Genomic DNA, 18875 nt, shown 5'->3' on the forward strand with positions numbered 1-18875 from the left:
GTCAGGTGGGGGGCTTGGCGTAGGGGATGACCTGGACCCCGACCCCGATGACGGTGAGGGCCCCGGCAGCGGAGAGAACGACGAGCCCCGGGCCGGTCACGCCACTCACCCAGTGCACCAGCGGCCCGGCGAGCGGAACGAAGTAGAAGGCCGGCGGATCGATCCCGCGCTGTATCGTCTTGCGGGACCACCTACGCGCATCGGTCCGATGCACGACTTCCCAGTCGCTAACGCCCTCCGCCCCGGCGAGCCGCGCGAGCCGCGGCCCGAGGCCCCCTCGCCCCGTGCATACGCCCCGATCGCCGAGATCTTCTCCTCGTTGACGAGACAGGTCCACCCGAGCACGACACACACGGGTGGCAGCGCGAGCAGCATGGCGGCCTGTCCGGCCTGCCTGCCCTGCCCGCCCTGCCCGGCCTGCGCGGAGGCGGCGATGACGGCCGCGAGGACGGTGAGGGTGACGTGGAGCAGATCGTCCCGGAACCCGATACGCGTCCTCTGCTCGTCCTTGACGGTCCGGTATTCGGCGAGCGGCAACTTCGGTGCAGACGCATTGACCTGACTAGACCACTCCTCGTACCGTCACCGGGCACCCACCCAGGCCACAACGACGTAGCCAGCAGGAGGTCGTGCCCGTGCGCCCCACCGCACCCCACCCCCGCCGATCCCCCCTCCGCCGCCTCCTCCTCACCGCTGCCCTGGCGATCACCGCGCCCGGCGCACTCGCCGCCTGCGGCACCGGCTCCGACAGTGACCCGGACACGGTGGAGGTCTCCTACAAACAGTCCACGGACAACCAGATCCGCGTACTGGACACCTTCCTCGCCGACGTCAAGAAACAGTTCGAGAAGGCGAATCCGGGCAAGAAGGTAAAACTCGTCCCGATCAAGGCCCCGGACTCGGAGTACTACACCAAGGTCCAGCAGATGCTGCGCTCGCCGAAGACGGCTCCGGACCTGGTCTACGAGGACACGTTCCTCATCAACTCGGACATCACAAGCGGTTATCTGCGCCCCCTCGACGACTATTTGGCCGATTGGAAGGACTGGGACCAGTTCATCGACACGGCCAAGACCGCGGCGAAGGCCGAGGACGGAAAGACGTACGGCATTCCGGACGGCACCGACACCCGCGGGTTGTGGTTCGACAGGGCGATCTTCGAGAAGGCGGGCCTGCCGGCCGACTGGCAGCCGAATAACTGGGCCGACATCCTCACCGCGGCCCGCACGATCAAGGAGAAAGTCCCCGACGTCATCCCCCTGAACGTCTACACGGGCAAACCGGCGGGCGAGGCCGCCACCATGCAGGGCTTCGAGATGCTCCTCTACGGCACGGAGGACGCGACGGCCGCCGGTGCGAGCGACCCCCTGTACGACGAGAAGTCGAAGAAATGGAAGGCGGGCACGCAGGGCTTCAAGGACGCCCTCGGTTTCGTGGAGACGGTCTACAAGGAAAAGCTCGGCCCGGAGGTCTCCGACGCCCTCGACCCCAACATCTCGACCCGGGTCCGCGGCGAACTCCTCCCCGAAGGAAAACTGGGCATCAACCTCGACGGTTCCTGGCTCCCCCAGGACTGGCTGCCCGGCAGCGGCCACGCATGGCCGGAGTGGTCGGAGAAACTCGGCCTCGCTCACATGCCCACCCAGAACGGCCAGTCACCCGGCAAGGTGAGCATGTCCGGCGGCTGGACCTGGGCCATCCCCGACAAGGCCGGAAACCCCGACCTGGCCTTCGAGTTCATCGAGACGATGCAGTCGAAGGCGAACGCCCGGAAGTGGTACATCGCGAACTCCGGAATCGCGGTCCGCAAGGACGTGGCGTCCGACCCCGCCTACGCGGAGGCCCAGCCCGGCATCAAGTTCTTCACCGACCTGGTGTCGAGCACGCACTACCGCCCCGCGTACCCGGCGTATCCCAAGGTCTCCACGGCGATCCAGGAGGCGATGGAATCCGTGACGACGGGAGACGCGTCGGTGTCGGAGGCGGCGAAGAACTACGACGAGGAGTTGAAGGCGGCGACGGACGATCAGGTGACCGAGCAGTGAGCCCGCGCGCATGAAGAGGCCGATGAGGCCGACGAGGCCGACGAGGCCGACGTCCGGCCCGCAGCCCCACCCCGCACTCCGCACCGCGACCCGAGCCCTCCCCCTCACCCCCGCCACCGTCCTCCTGCTCCTCTTCCTCGCCGGCCCCATCGCCTACTGCGCCTACATCGCCTTCACCGACCTCCAGCTCACCGGCCAGGCCGAGGACTCCTTCATCGGCTTCGAGAACTTCCGGACGGCATTCAAGGACGAGGGCTTCCTCAACGCGGTCTGGCTGACCCTGGTCTTCACGGTCGTCTCGGCCCTGCTCGGCCAGAACACGCTGGGCCTGGCCCTGGCCGCCCTGATGCAGCGCGCCTCGAAACCCGTCCGCACGCTGGTCGGTGGGATCGTCGTCACGGCATGGGTACTCCCGGAGGTGGTGGCGGGCTTCCTCCTCTACGCCTTCTTCCGCCGTGAAGGCACCCTGAACGCCGTCCTGGACTGGCTCCGACTCCCCACCCAGAACTGGCTGTACACGCTCCCGATCCTGGCGGTCTCGTTCGCCAATGTCTGGCGGGGTACAGCCTTCTCGATGCTGGTCTACTCAGCGGCGCTGAACGAGATCCCGAAGGAGATCACGGAGGCGGCGGAGGTCGACGGCGCGGGCGGCTGGCGCCGCATGTGGCACATCACCCTCCCGATGATCCGCCGCTCCATCGGCACGAACCTGATGCTCATCACGCTCCAGACGCTGTCGGTCTTCGGCCTGATCTGGGTGATGACGCGAGGCGGCCCGGGCGGCAGGAGCCAGACACTGCCCCTGTTCATGTACGAGGAGGCATTCCAGAAAAGCATGATCGGCTACGGCACGGCGGTGGCGCTGTTGCTGCTGGTGGTGGGTTCGCTGTTCTCGGCGATCTACCTGCGGCTGCTGCGAACGGAGGTGTGAGTCCGGTGGCCGTCAAGACCCGAACGCCCGTATCCCGCCGCACGGTCCGCCACCGCCTGGCCGCCGACGCAGGCCTCCTCGTCGTGGCCGCGACCTTCGTCCTCCCGCTGGCCTGGGTGCTCCTCTCCTCGGTGGACCCGCGGGCGACCCTGACGGTGAAACTCCCGGACGGCCTGACCCTCGACAACTTCGACGCGGTCCTGACCCCGGAGATCACCTTCACGCCGCTGCTCAACAGCCTGCTCCTGTGCGGCGGAGGTACGGCGCTGACGGTGGTGTGCGCGGCGCTGGCGGCGTATCCGCTGTCCCGCTTCCGCTCTCGCCTGAACCGCCCTTTCCTCCTGACGATCCTCTTCGCGACGAGCCTCCCCATTACGGCGATCATGGTCCCGGTGTACGCCTTGTTCGTCCAGGTGAACCTGATCGACACCATGCAGGGCACGATCTTCTTCTTCGCCGCGTCCCAATTGCCGTTCGCGATCTGGCTGATGAAGAACTTCATGGACGGCGTGCCCAAGGAACTGGAGGAGGCGGCGTGGACGGACGGCGCATCGTCACTTCAGTCGCTGGTGCGGGTTGTGTTGCCGCTGATGGGACCGGGCGTCGCCGTGGTGACCGTCTTCTCGTTCGTGATGATGTGGGGGAATTTCTTCGTCCCGTTCATGCTGCTGCTCACACCGGAACAGATGCCGGCGGCGGTGAGCATCAACGAGTTCTTCGGCAATCGAGGCACGGTGATCTATGGGCAGTTGGCGGCGTTCTCGGTCATTTATTCGACGCCGGTGATTTTGTTGTATGTGGGGGTGGCCCGGCGGTTGGGCGGGGGGTTTGCGTTGGGTGGGGCGGTCAAGGGGTGACGAGGGGGCCCGGAGCCAGGCGTCGATCGACTCCTCCCACCAGCCCCGCCGTACGCCACCCCCGGCCCTCACCCCTCCGGCAGCACCCCCGCCCGGAACGGCTCCACCCCCACGACCCGCCGCACCCGCAGGGGCTCGATCAGGATCATGAGGCGGCGTTCTCCGGGGAGCAGCCACGGGTAGCGGGGCTCGCCGATGTACTTCTGGGTGAGCCGGTCCATCGCGCGCTCCGCCTCCTCCCCCTCCACGAACCGCACCACCCGGCCCCGGATCTCGGCCCGGTCGTAGGGATTCTCGGGGTCGTGGTGGGACAGGGACACCAACGGGTTGCGGCGCAGGTTCTCCTCCTTCACCCGCCCCACGGAGGTGTTGACCATGACGTGTTCGGCGGTGCCGTCGACCTCGATGTCCACCCACATGGGTGACACCTGAGGCGCCCCGTCCGGCCCGACCGTCGCCAAGTGCCAGAAATTCGGGGCCAGTAGGCGCTCACGTATGTGCTCGTCCAGCTTCGTCATGGAGGCATCCATACCCAGGCCCCTCAGACCCCAAGAGCCACACGTCTCGCGCGATCCGTAGTTTCCTACAATCCGTGATTGTGGCCGAACAGCCCGTAGTCACCGCAGTCCCGCACCCCTACGTTGTGCGCGTGCACCGACGCTCAGCCCATGAACAGCAGCCCCAGCATCCGTACCCGTACCCGTCTCCGGATCCACAAGCCGCCGCCCCCACCCCGCCCTTCAACGCACCCGCGGCCCGAAAGCTCCGTATCGCCCTCGGTATGGGACCCGAGCACGTCGCCTACGGAATCCGCTCCTCGTTCGGACTCCCGTACGTCACCCCGGACATGGTCGGGGCCTGGGAACGCGGCGCCATCGCGCCCACCAGACCCGAACTCACCGCACTCGCGGGGGTGTTGTGGTGCTCGGTCGGCGAACTCATCGGTACCCCCAGGACCTTGCGCGAGCACCGGATGGCCCGGGGGATCGCCGCCGAGGACATCGCCCGCGCGGTCGGGCTCGAACTCTCCGTGTATCTCCCGATGGAGGAGACCGGGGAATGGCGGGGCACGGACCGCCAGTCCGCCGCCCTCGCCGCCGCACTCGACCTCTCGCTCCCCGAACTCGTCGTCGCCACGGGACGCGAGGCGAGACTCAGGGAACTGCTCCACAGCGCGGTGACCACCCGCTGGCAGGCCCATGTGCGCCCGACCGCCAAGCTGCTGTCCCTCGACCGGCACCTCCTGGAGGACGTCCTCCGGGAGATGCACACCGACTACCAGGGCCGTATGGCCGCCACCCTCACCTGGGCCAACGGCACCGCCGCCACCGACTCGGGCGACGCCGGCCGCGACTACCTGGACGGGATCGTCGACCACTTCTGGTCACTGGTCCGGCGAACGACGACGTACTAGGAATCCGGGAAACCTCCCGAAAAGCCCCCGAAAAGCCCCCGGAAGCCCTCGGAAGCCCAGATCCCAGATTCCGATCCCTAGAACACCGACTCCGCCTCGTCCATCCGATCCTTCGGCACCGTCTTCAGCTCGGTCACGGCCTCCGCCAGCGGCACCATCACCACGTCCGTGCCGCGCAGCGCGGTCATGCGGCCGTACTCCGCGCGGTGCGCGGCCTCGACCGCGTGCCAGCCGAAGCGCGTGGCGAGCACCCTGTCGTACGCGGTCGGGGTGCCGCCCCGCTGGATGTGACCGAGAATGACGGGCTTGGCCTCCTTGCCGAGGCGCCGCTCCAGCTCGTACGCCAACGCCGCGCCGATGCCCTGGAAGCGCTCGTGACCGAACTGGTCGATCGCGCCGTGGTCGTAGTCCATGGACCCCTCGGCCGGGTGCGCGCCCTCGGCGACACAGATGACCGCGAACTTCTTGCCGCGCGCGAAACGTTCCTCGACCATCTTGACGAGGTCGGCCGGGTCGAACGCGCGCTCGGGGAGACAGATGCCGTGCGCGCCCGCGGCCATCCCCGACTCCAGCGCGATCCAGCCCGCGTGCCGGCCCATGACCTCGACCACCATCACCCGCTGGTGGGACTCGGCGGTCGTCTTCAGGCGGTCCATCGCCTCCGTGGCGACGCCCACCGCCGTGTCGAAGCCGAACGTCCGGTCCGTCGACGAGATGTCGTTGTCGATGGTCTTCGGGACGCCGACCACCGGCAGACCCGCGTCGGACAGCATCCGCGCCGCCGTCAGCGTGCCCTCCCCGCCGATCGGGATCAGTACGTCGATACCGAACCGGTGGGCCATGTCCTGCGCGTTCTCGCAGGCCTCGCGGAGGCGGTCGCGCTGGAGGCGGGAGGAGCCGAGGATGGTGCCGCCGCGGGCGAGGATGCCGCTGACGGACTCCAGGTCGAGGCCGCGGTAGCGGCCGTCGAGCAGACCGGCGTAACCGTCCTCGAAGCCGATGACCTCGTCGCCGTACTGGGCGACCGCTCGGTGCACGACCGACCGGATCACTGCGTTCAGGCCCGGACAGTCGCCGCCTGCGGTGAGAACTCCGATACGCATCGTGCTGTGTCTCCTGCTCGTCCTGATCGTCCTGAGCGTCCTGCTCGGTGCTGGTACTTATGAGCCAGTCCGATTGTTTCACGGCTCCCAGGGGGTCGCCGCGCCCGTCCGCCCCCGCCCGGCACCACTGCGGGACTGATGGGCGCCTTATCCATGGTCAGAGGTATTGTCAAGAGGGTTTCTGTCCGCCGCGACGGTGATTTTCACACCTCCCGACCGAACCCCCCACCCACCGAACCCCGACCCAACCTCGCCCCACGAGACTCGACCCACCGAACCACACTTCCTACACGTCCCACATGAAACGGAGAGCACACGTGACGCGCAGCGTGTACGTGACCGGGATCGACCGCGGCGACGGCCGCCAGGTCGTCGAGCTGGGGGTCATGGAACTCCTGACCCGCCAGGTCGACCGGGTGGGGGTGTTCCGGCCGCTGCTGCACCACGGACCCGACCGGCTCTTCGACCTGCTGCGCGCACGGTACCGGCTCACCCAGGACCCGGCGACCGTGTACGGCATGGACTACCACGAGGCGTCCACCCTCCAGGCCGAGCACGGCACGGACGAGCTGGTGTCCACGCTCGTCGACCGGTTTCACGCCGTCGCCCGTGGCTACGACGTCGTCCTCGTCCTGGGGACCGACTTCGCCGACACGCAGTTCCCGGACGAGCTCTCCCTCAACGCCCGGCTCGCCAACGAGTTCGGTGCCTCCGTCATCCCCGTCGTCGGCGGGCGCAAGCAGAGCGCCGAGTCCGTGGCCGCCGAGACGCACAACGCGTTCCGCGCCTACGAGGGCCTCGGCTGTGACGTGCTCGCCATGGTCGTCAACCGGGTCGCGCCCGCCGACCGCGCCGACATAGCCGAGCGGCTCGGGGACTCCCGGCTGCCGCTCCCCGTGCCCTGTTACGTCGTTCCGGACGAGCCCGCGCTCGCCGCACCCACGGTCGCCCAGATCACCCACGCCCTCGGCGGCGAGGTCCTCCTCGGCGACGACTCGGGGCTCGCGCGCGACGCGCTGAACTTCGTCTTCGGCGGGGCCATGCTGCCGAACTTCCTCAACGCCCTGACCCCGGGCTGTCTGGTCGTCACCCCGGGCGACCGCGCGGACCTCGTCGTCGGCGCCCTCGCCGCCCACAGCGCCGGTACCCCGCCGATCGCCGGTGTGCTGCTCACCCTCAACGAGCGGCCCAGCGACGAGGTGCTGACCCTCGCCTCACGTCTCGCGCCCGGCACCCCCGTGGTCGCCGTGGAGACCGGTTCCTTCCTCACCGCCTCCGAACTCTTCTCCATGGAGGGGAAGTTGAGCGCGGTGACGCCACGCAAGGCGGAGACCGCGCTCGGCCTCTTCGAGCGGTACGTCGACACCGCCGAGCTGCGGGGCCGGGTCTCCGCGCCGAGCAGCGACCGCGTCACCCCGATGATGTTCGAGCACACGCTGCTGGAGCAGGCCCGCTCCGAACGGCGTCGTGTGGTCCTGCCGGAGGGCACCGAGGAGCGCGTCCTGCACGCCGCCGAGGTGCTGCTGCGGCGCGGGGTCTGCGACCTCACCCTCCTCGGCCCCGTCGACCAGATCCGCAAGAAGGCGGCCGACCTGGGCATCGACCTCGGTGAAAGCCAGTTGGTGGACCCTGCGACGTCCACGTGGCGGGACATGTTCGCCGAGAAGTACGCCAAGTTGCGCGCCCACAAGAACGTCAGCATGGAGCTGGCGTACGACGTCGTGTCCGACGTGAACTACTTCGGGACGATGATGGTCCAGGAAGGGCTCGCCGACGGCATGGTGTCGGGGTCCGTGCACTCCACCGCCGCCACCATCCGGCCCGCCTTCGAGATCATCAAGACCAGGCCGGACGCCGAAATCGTCTCGTCCGTCTTCTTCATGTGCCTCGCCGACAAGGTGCTGGTGTACGGGGACTGCGCGGTCAACCCGGATCCGGACGCCGAGCAGCTCGCCGACATCGCCGTCCAGTCCGCCGCCACCGCACGGCGGTTCGGGGTCGAGCCGCGGATCGCGATGCTGTCGTACTCCACGGGGACGTCCGGCTCGGGCGCCGACGTCGACAAGGTGCGGGAGGCCACCGGGCTCGTGCGCTCCCGGCGGCCCGATCTGCTGATCGAGGGGCCGATCCAGTACGACGCCGCCGTCGAGCCGACCGTCGCGGCGACCAAGCTGCCGGACTCCGAAGTCGCGGGCCAGGCAACGGTGTTGATCTTCCCGGACCTCAACACCGGCAACAACACCTACAAGGCCGTGCAGCGGTCGGCCGGCGCGCTCGCGGTCGGGCCGGTCCTGCAGGGGCTGCGCAAGCCGGTCAACGACCTGTCGCGGGGGGCTCTCGTGCAGGACATCGTCACCACGGTCGCCATCACGGCGATCCAGGCCCAGACCCCCGGCACCCCCGCCGCCTCCTCCACTCCCGGCAAGTGAACCCCGTCAGGAAGCAGACCGTGACCGCCACCCGCGTACTCGTCCTCAACTCCGGCTCCTCCTCGGTGAAGTACCAGCTGCTCGACATGCGTGACAGCAGCCGGCTGGCCATGGGCCTGGTGGAGCGGATCGGCGAGGAGAGCTCCCGGCTGAAGCACACCCCGCTCACCGACGGCGGCGCCTCCCGCGAGCGCACCGGGCCGATCCCGGACCACGACGCCGCCCTGAAGGCCGTCGCCGCCGAGCTGGCCGCGGACGGGCTCGGCCTCGACTCCCCCGAACTGGCCGCCATCGGGCACCGGGTCGTGCACGGCGGGCAGAGCTTCACGCACCCGACCGTCGTCGACGACACCGTGCTCGCCGAGATCGAGCGCCTGATCCCGGTGGCGCCGCTGCACAACCCGGCCAACCTCACCGGCATCCGCACGGCGCGGGCGCTGCGCCCGGACCTCCCCCAGGTCGCCGTCTTCGACACCGCGTTCCACACGACGATGCCGGAGTCCGCCGCGCGCTACGCGATCGACGTCGAGACGGCCGACGCGCACCGCATCCGGCGCTACGGCTTCCACGGCACCTCGCACGCGTACGTGTCCCGGGCGACGGCCGAACTGCTGGGCAGGGACCCGGCCGAGGTGAACGTCATCGTGCTGCACCTCGGCAACGGGGCGTCGGCGTCGGCGGTCGAGGGCGGGCGGTGCGTGGACACCTCCATGGGGCTCACGCCATTGGAGGGGCTCGTGATGGGTACACGGTCCGGAGACGTGGACCCGGCCGTCATCTTTCATTTGATGCGCGTTGGCGGAATGTCCACGGACGAGATCGACACTCTCCTCAACAAGAAGAGCGGTCTGATCGGGCTGTGCGGCGACAACGACATGCGGGAAATACGCCGCCGCGTCGACGAGGGCGACGAGCGGGCGAAGCTGGCCTTTGACATCTACATTCACCGGCTCAAGAAGTACATCGGTGCCTACTGCGCGGTGCTCGGCCGGGTCGACGCGGTCACGTTCACCGCCGGGGTCGGTGAGAACGCGGCGCCCGTGCGGGAGGCCGCCGTGGCGGGCCTGGAGGGGCTGGGCCTCGCGGTCGACGACGAGCTGAACGCCGTACGGAGCGGTGAGCCGCGGCTGATCTCGCCGGCGGGCGCGCGGGTCGCGGTCGCGGTGGTGCCGACCGACGAGGAACTGGAGATCGCGACACAGACGTACGCCCTGGTCGCCATATGAGCAAAAGAGCACGCGAGTGAGCGAAGAACAGCCGAGTAATCCACACCGGTAACACGTCTGAGCGCATAGCCGCCCATTTGCTATTCCAGTAGCCGGAATATTCCGCAGCGAAACAAACCGATAGGATCGTCCCATGCGCCGTTCGAAAATCGTCTGTACTCTCGGCCCCGCGGTCGACTCCCACGAACAACTGCTCGCCCTCATCGAGGCCGGCATGAACGTGGCCCGTTTCAACTTCAGCCACGGCAGCCACGCCGAGCACCAGGGTCGCTACGACCGGGTCCGGGCCGCCTCCGCCGAGACCGGCGTGGCCATCGGTGTCCTCGCCGACCTGCAGGGCCCGAAGATCCGCCTGGAGACCTTCGCCGAGGGTCCGGTGGAGCTGGTGCGCGGTGACGAGTTCACCATCACCGCCGAGGACGTGCCGGGCGACAAGCAGATCTGCGGTACGACGTACAAGGGTCTGCCCGGTGACGTCTCCCCCGGCGACCAGATCCTCATCAACGACGGCAACGTCGAGCTGAAGGTCATCGAGGTCGACGGCCCGCGGGTGCGGACCGAGGTCATCGAGGGCGGTGTCATCTCGGACCACAAGGGCATCAACCTGCCCGGCGCGGCCGTCAACGTGCCTGCGCTGTCCGAGAAGGACGTCGAGGACCTGCGGTTCGCGCTGCGGATGGGCTGCGACCTGGTGGCGCTGTCCTTCGTGCGGGACGCCGAGGACGTGCGGGACGTCCACAAGGTGATGGACGAGGTGGGCCGCCGGGTCCCCGTCATCGCCAAGGTGGAGAAGCCGCAGGCCGTCGAGAACATGGAGGACGTCGTGATGGCGTTCGACGGCGTGATGGTCGCCCGTGGCGACCTGGCCGTCGAGTACCCGCTCGAGAAGGTCCCCATGGTGCAGAAGCGGCTCATCGAGCTGTGCCGCCGCAACGCCAAGCCGGTGATCGTGGCGACCCAGATGATGGAGTCGATGATCACCAACTCCCGCCCCACGCGCGCCGAGGCGTCCGACGTCGCCAACGCGATCCTGGACGGCGCGGACGCCGTCATGCTGTCGGCGGAGTCCAGCGTGGGCGCGTACCCGCTGGAGACGGTCCGTACGATGTCGAAGATCGTCACGGCCGCCGAGGAGGAGCTGCTCTCCAAGGGTCTGCAGCCGCTGGTGCCGGGCAAGAAGCCGCGTACGCAGGGCGGTTCGATCGCCCGTGCCGCCTGCGAGATCGCCGACTTCCTCGGCGGCCGGGCCCTGGTGGCCTTCACGCAGTCCGGTGACACCGCACGCCGGCTGTCCCGCTATCGCGCGTCGCAGCCGATCGTCGCGTTCACCACCGACGAGTCCACCCGTAACCAGCTGGCGCTCAGCTGGGGTGTCGAGTCGCACGTCGTGCCGTTCGTGAACAGCACCGACGAGATGGTCGATCTGGTCGACCAGGAGATGGTGAAGCTCAACCGCTTCAACGAGGGCGAGATCGCCGTCATCACCGCCGGTTCGCCCCCCGGAGTCCCGGGCACCACGAACATGGTCCGGGTGCACCACCTGGGCGGCGGCTCCCGCGACTGACGCGGCCGCCCCCGAAGGAGCACGACAGCGCTGAGGGCGCCCCCTGGAATCAGGGGGCGCCCTCAGTGTGTCGCGGCTCCCGGACGGGTCTGTACGGCGCTCAGCCGGGCAGGGGGACGGTGCTCACTTGGTGGTGTACTGGTGCAGCCCCGGCACGGTGAGCGTCCCGCCGAACTGGCCCGCCTGGACGACCTTCACCTTGGTGAAGTAGATCAGCGGGATGTTCAACGGCGGCGGGTGCTTCGGGTCGAAGGTCACCGGGATCAGACCGAGCAGGTTGCCGGAGATGCTCTCCGTGTACATGATCGTCTGGCCGTCGCGGATCGTGGACGTCGTGCCCTTGCCGGCCTGCACGTGGTGGGTCACGCCGGCCTGCTTGTCCTCGACCGTCTGGTGAAGGTCGCCGATGTCGGTGCCGTCGGAGATGACGTACTTCAGCACCTCCTTGACCGTGCCGTCGGCGGTCTTCACCTTGACGACGCCCTTGTAGTCGGCGCCCTTCAGCAGCAGCGAGCTGGCGTTCAGGTACCAGGGGTCGGAGGGCAGCGCCGGGATGCCCTTCTCGACACCGCTCTCGTCGTCCGTGGCGACGAAGCAGCTGTCCAGGTCCGTGCTCTCGCTCGGGGACGGGGTCGGCGTCGGCGTCGGCGTCGCGGTGGCGTCGTCGGCGTCGGCGGCGGTGTCCTTCGCCGCGTCGTCGGTGTCCTCGGCCGTGTCGGTGACGTCCTTCGCGGCGTCCTCGACCTTGTCCGTGACGTCGACGGTTCCCTTCGCGTCCTTGCCGGAGTCCGTGTCCTCGTCCGAGCCGGAGGCGTCCTCCGCAGCCGAGGGCGACGGGGACGGGCTGGTGGAGTCGGAGGGCGTGGTGCTCTCCTTCTCCTCCTCGTCCGGCGTGAACAGGTCCTCGATCGCGCTGCCGATGTTCTCCAGGACGTTGCCGCTCTCGCTCTCCGAGGCGGTGTCCGACGGCGTGTCCGTGGTGTCGGTGTCGGTCGCCGTGGAGTCGTCCGCCGTGTCCTTGTCGTCGGAACCTGAATCCGACGAGGAGGAGTCGTCCGAGGACGTGTCGTCGGAGGCGGAGTCGTCCGAGGAGTTGCCCGAGGAGTCGTCGTCGGAGGGCGTGTCCTCGTCCTTCGCCTCGTCGTCCGAGGAGTCGGCGCTCTCCGTGGCGGACGCGGACGGTGTCGGGGTCGGCGAGGCGGAGGTGTCCGTGCCTTCCTCGGTGGCCTCCAGGGCCTCCACACAGTCCTTGTACTCGTCGGCCGTCAGGCTCTGCGACGCGGGGTCCTCGGCGAGGGCCAGCGTGGGTGTGAAGCCCATGCCCATGAGGACCGCCGTAGGCATGGCCGCCAGGGCTATCGCCTTGCCCGCCGGCATGTTCAGCCGGGTGAGAAGGGGCTTCCTGGGTGCCGCGTGCCGCGGTCCGGATCTCGCACGGGACTCTCCCACCCAAGTCCCGTGGGTCACCTCGTCAGGCACTGTGCCTCCCGTTCATCCCGTTCGTGGCGGTGGTTCCTGACAGGTCGTCGCCCTCGTCGTTCGCCGCCCCGTTCGCCGAACCCGCACCCGCGGGCTCCGGGGCGTCGCCCTTGTGCAGGAGGACCGCGCCTTGCTGTGCCGTGTTCTGAGAAGTCGTTTCGTCGGCAGCCGTGCCCTGGGCCGCGGTGTCCTGGGAAGCCCGGGACCGTGCCGGCGTCCGGTAGGTGGACGGCACCTTCGCCTCGTCGTGGGCGGGCGCCCAGGCGATGGCCAGCGCACCACCGATCAGCGCGAGCAGGAAGCCGAAGCCGAAGCCGCCGATGTTGGAGACGGGGATGGACACGAGCGCCAGCAGGATCGCCGCCGTACCGGCGAAGGTGCGTACATGCCGCTGGAACCACAGGCTGACCCCGAGCACCACCAGCAGCACGCCGATGATGAGGGAGCCCGAGCCGCCCGTCGTCGACATGGCGAGCGTGAGGTGGCCGAGCTGCAGATTCGCGTACGGGAAGTACATGATCGGGAAGCCGCTGAGCAGTACCAACAGGCCCGCCCAGAAGGGACGGCTGCCCCTCCAGTCGCCGAAGCGCCGCCGGAGGACGCGGAGATAGTCTTCGTTCTGCCCCGTTGGCTCGGCGCTCATGGACAACAGCTCCCTGGAACGGTGTTGCTGTGACAAGTTCACGTACGACACGTACGAAGCGCACGCACGGAATTCACGTACGGAGTGCGCGTGCGCGGCGGTCGCGCGCACGGCGAGAAGGGACGGGCGGGCGAAGAAGCACAGGCCCCTTCACCCGCCCAAGGAGTGCTTAGTAGCACTCCACGGTGCCCTTGTGGAGCGACATCTTCAGGTTGCTCAGCTTGAAGGTTCCGGCAGTGGTGGCCCACGCCGTCTGCTTCACGTCGGTCAGCGTGGCCGAGTCGGCCTGCTGGGCGAACCCGTAGGGGTTGGCCTGCTCCGAGCCGCCCTTCATGCCCGGACCCTTGTTGGCGTCCTTGGCCGCCACACCGATGTCGATGCCACGGAAGGTGGCATCGGCCGAGAGTTCCTCGACGTCGATGTAGAGGTTCTCGGCCTCGACCTTCTTGTCACCGGTACCGGCGGTCAGCTTGAGGCTGACGCTACCGAGGAACGGGACGCCAGGTGTGACGACCGACTGGCACATGTTGGTGAGCGTCGCGGACTTGAACGCCGAAACGGCGACGGGGTGAACCGTCTTCTCACCCTTGAGGGTGTAGCCCTCGTCGAGCGCTCCGTACTGCGAGAAGCCCACACCGTCGAGCTTGTCGACCGATACCTTGAACGACTGACCCGACACGCTGAACGAAGCCGCGAGAGCACCCTGAGCAAGGGCGACACCTATCGCGGCTGTAGCGGCGACGCTGGGCACCATGACCACAGCGAAGCGCTTCCATCTTGTCCCGCCACGCACCTGGGACTCCATATTTCCTCCTTCTCGGACGTACATCTCCTGGCACCGGCTCGCCCCTGGGCGGCGGCTCGGCCGGGCAGGGATGGGAGAAGCGCTACGTCCTCGGGAAGGAGAGCGCCCGTACTCGGTGGCCCAAAAGCGCCCGAATCACCGGCGATCACCCCCGAGCGACAACCACTGGTCGCGCCTGACACGCATCACGCACAACCTGCTGGACAGGCTCCGCCGTTGAGCGGAGACCCCCCTGCCCAAGAGACAGGCGCCACTGTCGCCCGCTCTACTCGGTGGGGACCCCATAGAACCCGTGGACCCGACTGGTTGGCGGGGTACGGACAGGACCGAGCGTCGCCGATCGTGGTGCATTCTCGCCGCCCCCGCAAGGGGGGTCGTTACTGGCTAGTAACGGACGGATAACCGAACAACGACCCATCGGCATCGGCCAGCGACTTTGAGTGGCGCCGAGTGAGGCGACACATCGGCCGACAGATGGACAGAGACCGACAGATCGACGACTTTCTCTTACTGCCAGTAACAGCGGCCGCGTTTACCAAGATTTGGTAAAGCGCGGCCGCGGTGTCGCTGTGTCGCCAAATCTCTCACTCGCGCAACACGTGTCCCAGGACTCCGGGACCGAGCGGTTCAGGGCCCCGGACCCCCCGCCCGCCACAGCCGACACTCAGCCGAGGCAATGGTTCACCTGTGGCTCAGAACAGCGCCCGCGCCAGCGTCCGCCGCGCCGCGGCCACCCGCGGATCGTCGCCGCCGACCACCTCGAAGAGCTCCAGCAGCCGCAGCCGTACGGCGTCCCGGTCGTCCCCCGCCGTGAGCCGCACCGTGTCGATGAGTCGACCGAACGCGTCCTCCACATGTCCGCCGACGAGGTCGAGGTCCGCCGCCGCGATCTGGGCCTGCGCGTCGCCGGGGTTCTCGGCGGCCGCCTTGCGCACGTCCTGCGGGTCGGCCCCCTGCACACGATGCAGCAACTCGGCCTGCGCGAGACCCAGTCCGGCCTCGGTGTTGCCCGGGTCGTCACTCAGCACGTTCTTGTACGCCTGCACCGCACCGCCGAAGTCGCCCGCGTCCAGGGCCTGTACGGCCGCTTCGAGCAGGTGGTCATAGGGGCCCGCCGGGATCTGCGGGGCCGCCTCGACGGGGGCCTCGACCTCGGCCTCCTGGTCCACCACGAGGCCGGTGAGCCCGAAGCGCTGCTCGGCGACCTCCACGAGCTGGTCGAGGGTCGAGCGGATCTGCTGCTCGGGGGCGGCCCCCTGGAAGAGGGGCAGCGCCTGCCCGGCGACAACGGCGAAAACAGCCGGAATGCCCTGGATCCCGAACTGCTGCATCAACATCTGGTTGGCGTCGACATCGATCTTGGCGAGGACGAACTTGCCGTTGTACTCGACGGCGAGCCGCTCCAGCACCGGGCTGAGTTGCTTGCAGGGCTGGCACCACTCGGCCCAGAAGTCGAGGACGACGGGTACTTCGGTGGACCGCTGCAGGACCTCGCTCTCGAACCCGGCCTCATCGACGTCGATGACCAGGTCGGCCGGGGAGACCGCCCCTCCCCCGCCCTGCAGGGCCGATTCGGCGCGCGCCTGCTCCGCCTTCACCTTGGCCTCTTGGGCCGCCTTCACCGCGGCGAGGTCGACGACTCCGCTCATGGACATGTTCCGTGGCTGCATGAGTACATCCTCCCCCTTCCGGGCACGCGCGTGAAAAGCGTTCCGAGAGCCGGATATCCGCCCCATGCTTTCGCTACGACTCGTAGCGTAACTGGCCCGGACGGCTCTCTGTACCCCTCACTACCCACTCCCCAGTGATCTGTCTCACGCTGCCACCAAGGATTTCGGGAACGGCCGGATATGGTCGGCGGATGCAGAGCCGCATCCCCGTCTCCCGCGCCACGGGCGGCCGCCCGCGCAGCGCCGCCGCGGACGCCGCGATCCTGGCGGCGACCCGGGAGGCGCTGGTCGACCTGGGCTGGTCGAAGCTGACACTGGGCGACGTGGCCACGCGGGCCGGCGTCGCGAAAACGACCCTCTACCGCCGCTGGGCCGGCAAGAACGAACTCGTCGTGGACGCGGTCGCGGAACTCTTCGACGAACTCCGCCTGCCCGACCGGGGCAGCCTGGCGGCCGACATCGAAGGCGTGGTGCTCCAGTTCGCGGCGATCCTCGCCCGCCCGGAGGCCAGGAACGGTCTCATGGCGGTGATAGCCGAGTCGACCCGCGACGACGCCCTGCGCGAACGCATCCGCGCGTCCATCGTCGACCGCCAGAAACGCCTGGTCCTGGAGGGCCGCGCCCGCGCCCTGACCCGCGGTGAACTCCCCCCGGAGCCCGACCCCGCCGCCGCCTCCCGCACCGTCGACCTCATCTTCGACGTCGTGGCCGGCGCGGTGGTCCACCGCACCCTGGTCAGCGCGGGCTCCGTGGACGAGCAGTGGGCCCGGGACTTCACGACTCTGCTGCTGCAAGGCCTACGGGGGCCGGCGCAGCCGCCCCTTTGAGGGGCGCGGGGAACTGCGCGAACGGGGTCCGGGGCGGAGCCCCGAATCTTTGACGGGGGGGGTGGAAGGGGCACAGCCCCTGGACCCCTGGATGAGGGAGGGACGGGTAGGGGCGGCGGCGAAAATCCCTGCGCCGTCCTGGCGGTGACATCGGCACCCAGAAACCCGCCGGCCCTCGTCAGAACCCCGGCGGCTCCGTGTACACCCCCCACTCCTCCCGCAGCACCCCGCAGATCTCCCCCAACGTCGCCTCGGCCCGCACCGCGTCGAGCATCGGCCCGATCATGTTGGACCCGTCGCGCGCGGCAGCGAGCATGGCACCGAGGGCGGCGCTCACGGAGGCGTCGTCCCGGCCCGCCTTCCTCCCTCCCAGCGCCCGGACCTGCTCCCTCTCCACCTCATGGCTGACCCGCAGAATCTCCAGGTCCCCGGTCACGGACCCATGGTGGACGTTGACACCGACGACCCGCTTCTCGCCCTTCTCCAGGGCCTGCTGGTACCGGAACGCCGACTCCGCGATCTCCCCGGTGAACCACCCGTCCTCGATCCCCCGCAGAATGCCGGACGTCATCGGCCCGATGGGATGCAGCCCGTCCGGATGCGCCCGCAGCCCCCGTTCCCTGATCCGGTCGAAGATCCTCTCCGCGTCGGCCTCGATCCGGTCCGTCAGCTGCTCGACGTACCACGAACCGCCCAGCGGATCGGCCACGTTGGCGACCCCGGTCTCCTCCATCAGCACCTGCTGGGTCCTGAGCGCGATCTCCGCCGCCTGCTCGCTCGGGAGAGCCAGTGTCTCGTCGAGGGCGTTGGTGTGCAGGGAGTTGGTGCCGCCGAGGACCGCCGACAGCGCCTCCACCGCCGTACGCACCACGTTGTTGTACGGCTGCTGCGCGGTCAGCGAGACCCCGGCGGTCTGCGTGTGGAACCGCAGCCACTGCGCCTTGTCGGTCCGCGCCCCGTACACGTCGCGCATCCACCGCGCCCAGATCCTCCTGGCCGCACGGAACTTGGCGATCTCCTCGAAGAAGTCGAGATGCGCGTCGAAGAAGAAGGACAGCCCCGGCGCGAACACCTCCACGTCCAGGCCGCGGCTGAGCCCCAGCTCCACGTACCCGAACCCGTCCGCGAGCGTGTACGCCAGCTCCTGCGCGGCCGTGGCCCCGGCCTCGCGGATGTGGTAGCCGGAGACGGACAGCGGCTTGTAGGCGGGGATCTCGGCCGCGCAGTGCTCCATGAGGTCACCGATGAGGCGGAGATGCGGCTCGGGCTGGAAGAGCCACTCCTTCTGCGCGATGTACTCCTTGAAGATGTCGGTCTGGAGCGTGCCGTTGAGCACGCCCGGGGCGACGCCCTGCCGCTCGGCGGCGACGAGATACATGCAGAAGACCGGAACGGCGGGCCCGCTGATCGTCATGGACGTGGTGACATCCCCCAGCGGAATGCCCTGGAACAGCACCTCCATGTCGGCGGCGGAGTCGATGGCGACCCCGCAGTGCCCGACCTCACCGAGCGACCGCGGATCGTCGGAATCCCGCCCCATGAGCGTCGGCATGTCGAACGCGACGGACAGCCCCCCGCCCCCGTTGGCGAGGATCATCTTGTACCGCTCGTTCGTCTGCTCCGCGTTCCCGAACCCCGCGAACTGCCGGATCGTCCACGTCCGCCCCCGGTACCCCGTCGGATACAGCCCGCGCGTGAACGGATACTCCCCCGGCCACCCGATCCGTTCGAAGCCCTCATACGCGTCCCCGGCCCTGGGCCCGTACACAGGCTCCACCGCGTCCCCGGAAAGGGTCGTGAAGTCCCCCTCCCGCTTCCGGGCGGAGTCATAGCGATCCTGCCAGCGTCGGCGTCCCTCTTCGATGGCGTCAGCGTCCATGAC

Annotated in this window: 15 protein-coding genes and 1 pseudogene; 8 read left to right on the plus strand and 8 right to left on the minus strand. The window is 68.8% G+C overall.

What is annotated here, in order from left to right; translation table 11 throughout:
- Window position 1 precedes the first annotated feature (1 nt).
- Window positions 2-537: pseudogene (locus tag OG622_RS16370) on the minus strand (hypothetical protein).
- Between the two features lie 98 nt (window positions 538-635).
- On the opposite strand from OG622_RS16370, the gene OG622_RS16375 reads away from it, so the two are divergent.
- Genes OG622_RS16375 through OG622_RS16385 form a run of 3 tightly spaced genes read left to right on the plus strand, consistent with a single transcriptional unit; the run spans window position 636 to window position 3833 of the window.
- Window positions 636-2045, plus strand: a complete 1410-nt coding sequence (locus tag OG622_RS16375; protein ID WP_371576827.1) for an extracellular solute-binding protein — start codon at window positions 636-638, stop codon at window positions 2043-2045.
- A gap of 22 nt (window positions 2046-2067) precedes the next feature.
- The gene (locus OG622_RS16380) at window positions 2068-2976 is read left to right on the plus strand and encodes a carbohydrate ABC transporter permease (RefSeq protein WP_371576828.1); all 909 of its coding nucleotides are present in this window, start codon (window positions 2068-2070) and stop codon (window positions 2974-2976) included.
- 5 nt (window positions 2977-2981) lie between these two features.
- Window positions 2982-3833 (plus strand): carbohydrate ABC transporter permease, encoded by an 852-nt coding sequence (locus OG622_RS16385; protein ID WP_371576829.1) that lies wholly within the window; start codon window positions 2982-2984, stop codon window positions 3831-3833.
- A 68-nt stretch (window positions 3834-3901) separates the two neighbouring features.
- Here the strand turns inward: OG622_RS16385 and OG622_RS16390 are convergent, their stop codons facing one another.
- A complete protein-coding gene (locus OG622_RS16390; protein WP_371576830.1) occupies window positions 3902-4351 on the minus strand; it encodes a PPOX class F420-dependent oxidoreductase in 450 nt (149 codons plus the stop codon).
- A gap of 131 nt (window positions 4352-4482) precedes the next feature.
- Between OG622_RS16390 and OG622_RS16395 the strand changes: the two genes are divergently transcribed.
- Window positions 4483-5247: a helix-turn-helix domain-containing protein gene (locus OG622_RS16395; protein ID WP_371576831.1), complete on the plus strand. Its 765-nt coding sequence runs from the start codon at window positions 4483-4485 to the stop codon at window positions 5245-5247.
- 77 nt (window positions 5248-5324) lie between these two features.
- On the opposite strand, the gene OG622_RS16400 is transcribed toward OG622_RS16395, so the two are convergent.
- Window positions 5325-6350: an ATP-dependent 6-phosphofructokinase gene (locus OG622_RS16400; RefSeq protein ID WP_371576832.1), complete on the minus strand. Its 1026-nt coding sequence runs from the start codon at window positions 6348-6350 to the stop codon at window positions 5325-5327.
- Between the two features lie 317 nt (window positions 6351-6667).
- Between OG622_RS16400 and pta the strand changes: the two genes are divergently transcribed.
- The 3 genes from pta to pyk all read left to right on the plus strand — a co-directional run bounded on the left by pta (window position 6668) and on the right by pyk (window position 11569).
- Window positions 6668-8779, plus strand: a complete 2112-nt coding sequence (gene pta, locus OG622_RS16405; protein WP_371576833.1) for a phosphate acetyltransferase — start codon at window positions 6668-6670, stop codon at window positions 8777-8779.
- Between the two features lie 20 nt (window positions 8780-8799).
- On the plus strand, window positions 8800-10005 hold the full coding sequence (locus OG622_RS16410) for an acetate kinase (RefSeq protein WP_371576834.1): 1206 nt from the start codon (window positions 8800-8802) through the stop codon (window positions 10003-10005).
- A gap of 133 nt (window positions 10006-10138) precedes the next feature.
- A complete protein-coding gene (gene pyk / locus OG622_RS16415; RefSeq protein ID WP_371576835.1) occupies window positions 10139-11569 on the plus strand; it encodes a pyruvate kinase in 1431 nt (476 codons plus the stop codon).
- 123 nt (window positions 11570-11692) lie between these two features.
- On the opposite strand, the gene OG622_RS16420 is transcribed toward pyk, so the two are convergent.
- The 4 genes from OG622_RS16420 to OG622_RS16435 form a co-directional block, all read right to left on the minus strand.
- Window positions 11693-12946: a hypothetical protein gene (locus tag OG622_RS16420; protein ID WP_371576836.1), complete on the minus strand. Its 1254-nt coding sequence runs from the start codon at window positions 12944-12946 to the stop codon at window positions 11693-11695.
- A 94-nt stretch (window positions 12947-13040) separates the two neighbouring features.
- The gene (locus tag OG622_RS16425; protein ID WP_371576837.1) at window positions 13041-13691 is read right to left on the minus strand and encodes a DUF6114 domain-containing protein; all 651 of its coding nucleotides are present in this window, start codon (window positions 13689-13691) and stop codon (window positions 13041-13043) included.
- A gap of 169 nt (window positions 13692-13860) precedes the next feature.
- A complete protein-coding gene (locus OG622_RS16430; protein WP_371576838.1) occupies window positions 13861-14496 on the minus strand; it encodes a DUF6230 family protein in 636 nt (211 codons plus the stop codon).
- A gap of 692 nt (window positions 14497-15188) precedes the next feature.
- Window positions 15189-16166 (minus strand): tetratricopeptide repeat protein, encoded by a 978-nt coding sequence (locus OG622_RS16435; RefSeq protein WP_371576839.1) that lies wholly within the window; start codon window positions 16164-16166, stop codon window positions 15189-15191.
- Between the two features lie 191 nt (window positions 16167-16357).
- Here OG622_RS16435 and OG622_RS16440 point away from each other — a divergent pair, with 191 nt between their 5' ends.
- Window positions 16358-16993, plus strand: coding sequence for a TetR/AcrR family transcriptional regulator (locus OG622_RS16440; protein ID WP_371576840.1), 636 nt, complete (start codon window positions 16358-16360; stop codon window positions 16991-16993).
- A 178-nt stretch (window positions 16994-17171) separates the two neighbouring features.
- Here OG622_RS16440 and OG622_RS16445 read toward each other — a convergent pair whose 3' ends face one another.
- Window positions 17172-18872, minus strand: a complete 1701-nt coding sequence (locus tag OG622_RS16445; RefSeq protein WP_371576841.1) for a methylmalonyl-CoA mutase — start codon at window positions 18870-18872, stop codon at window positions 17172-17174.
- Window positions 18873-18875 lie beyond the last annotated feature (3 nt).

Origin of the sequence: Streptomyces sp. NBC_01314 (genome assembly GCF_041435215.1) — a bacterium.
GTDB lineage: Bacteria > Actinomycetota > Actinomycetes > Streptomycetales > Streptomycetaceae > Streptomyces.

Coding starts and splice junctions, on each gene's coding strand:
- OG622_RS16380 (WP_371576828.1), top strand. CDS start 2,068: ATGAGGCCGACGAGGCCGACGAGGCCGACGTCCGGCCCGCAGCCCCAC.
- OG622_RS16390 (WP_371576830.1), bottom strand. CDS start 4,351: ATGACGAAGCTGGACGAGCACATACGTGAGCGCCTACTGGCCCCGAAT.
- OG622_RS16400 (WP_371576832.1), bottom strand. CDS start 6,350: ATGCGTATCGGAGTTCTCACCGCAGGCGGCGACTGTCCGGGCCTGAAC.
- pyk (WP_371576835.1), top strand. CDS start 10,139: ATGCGCCGTTCGAAAATCGTCTGTACTCTCGGCCCCGCGGTCGACTCC.
- OG622_RS16420 (WP_371576836.1), bottom strand. CDS start 12,946: ATGCCGGCGGGCAAGGCGATAGCCCTGGCGGCCATGCCTACGGCGGTC.
- OG622_RS16425 (WP_371576837.1), bottom strand. CDS start 13,691: ATGAGCGCCGAGCCAACGGGGCAGAACGAAGACTATCTCCGCGTCCTC.
- OG622_RS16430 (WP_371576838.1), bottom strand. CDS start 14,496: ATGGAGTCCCAGGTGCGTGGCGGGACAAGATGGAAGCGCTTCGCTGTG.
- OG622_RS16435 (WP_371576839.1), bottom strand. CDS start 16,166: ATGCAGCCACGGAACATGTCCATGAGCGGAGTCGTCGACCTCGCCGCG.
- OG622_RS16440 (WP_371576840.1), top strand. CDS start 16,358: ATGCAGAGCCGCATCCCCGTCTCCCGCGCCACGGGCGGCCGCCCGCGC.
- OG622_RS16445 (WP_371576841.1), bottom strand. CDS start 18,872: ATGGACGCTGACGCCATCGAAGAGGGACGCCGACGCTGGCAGGATCGC.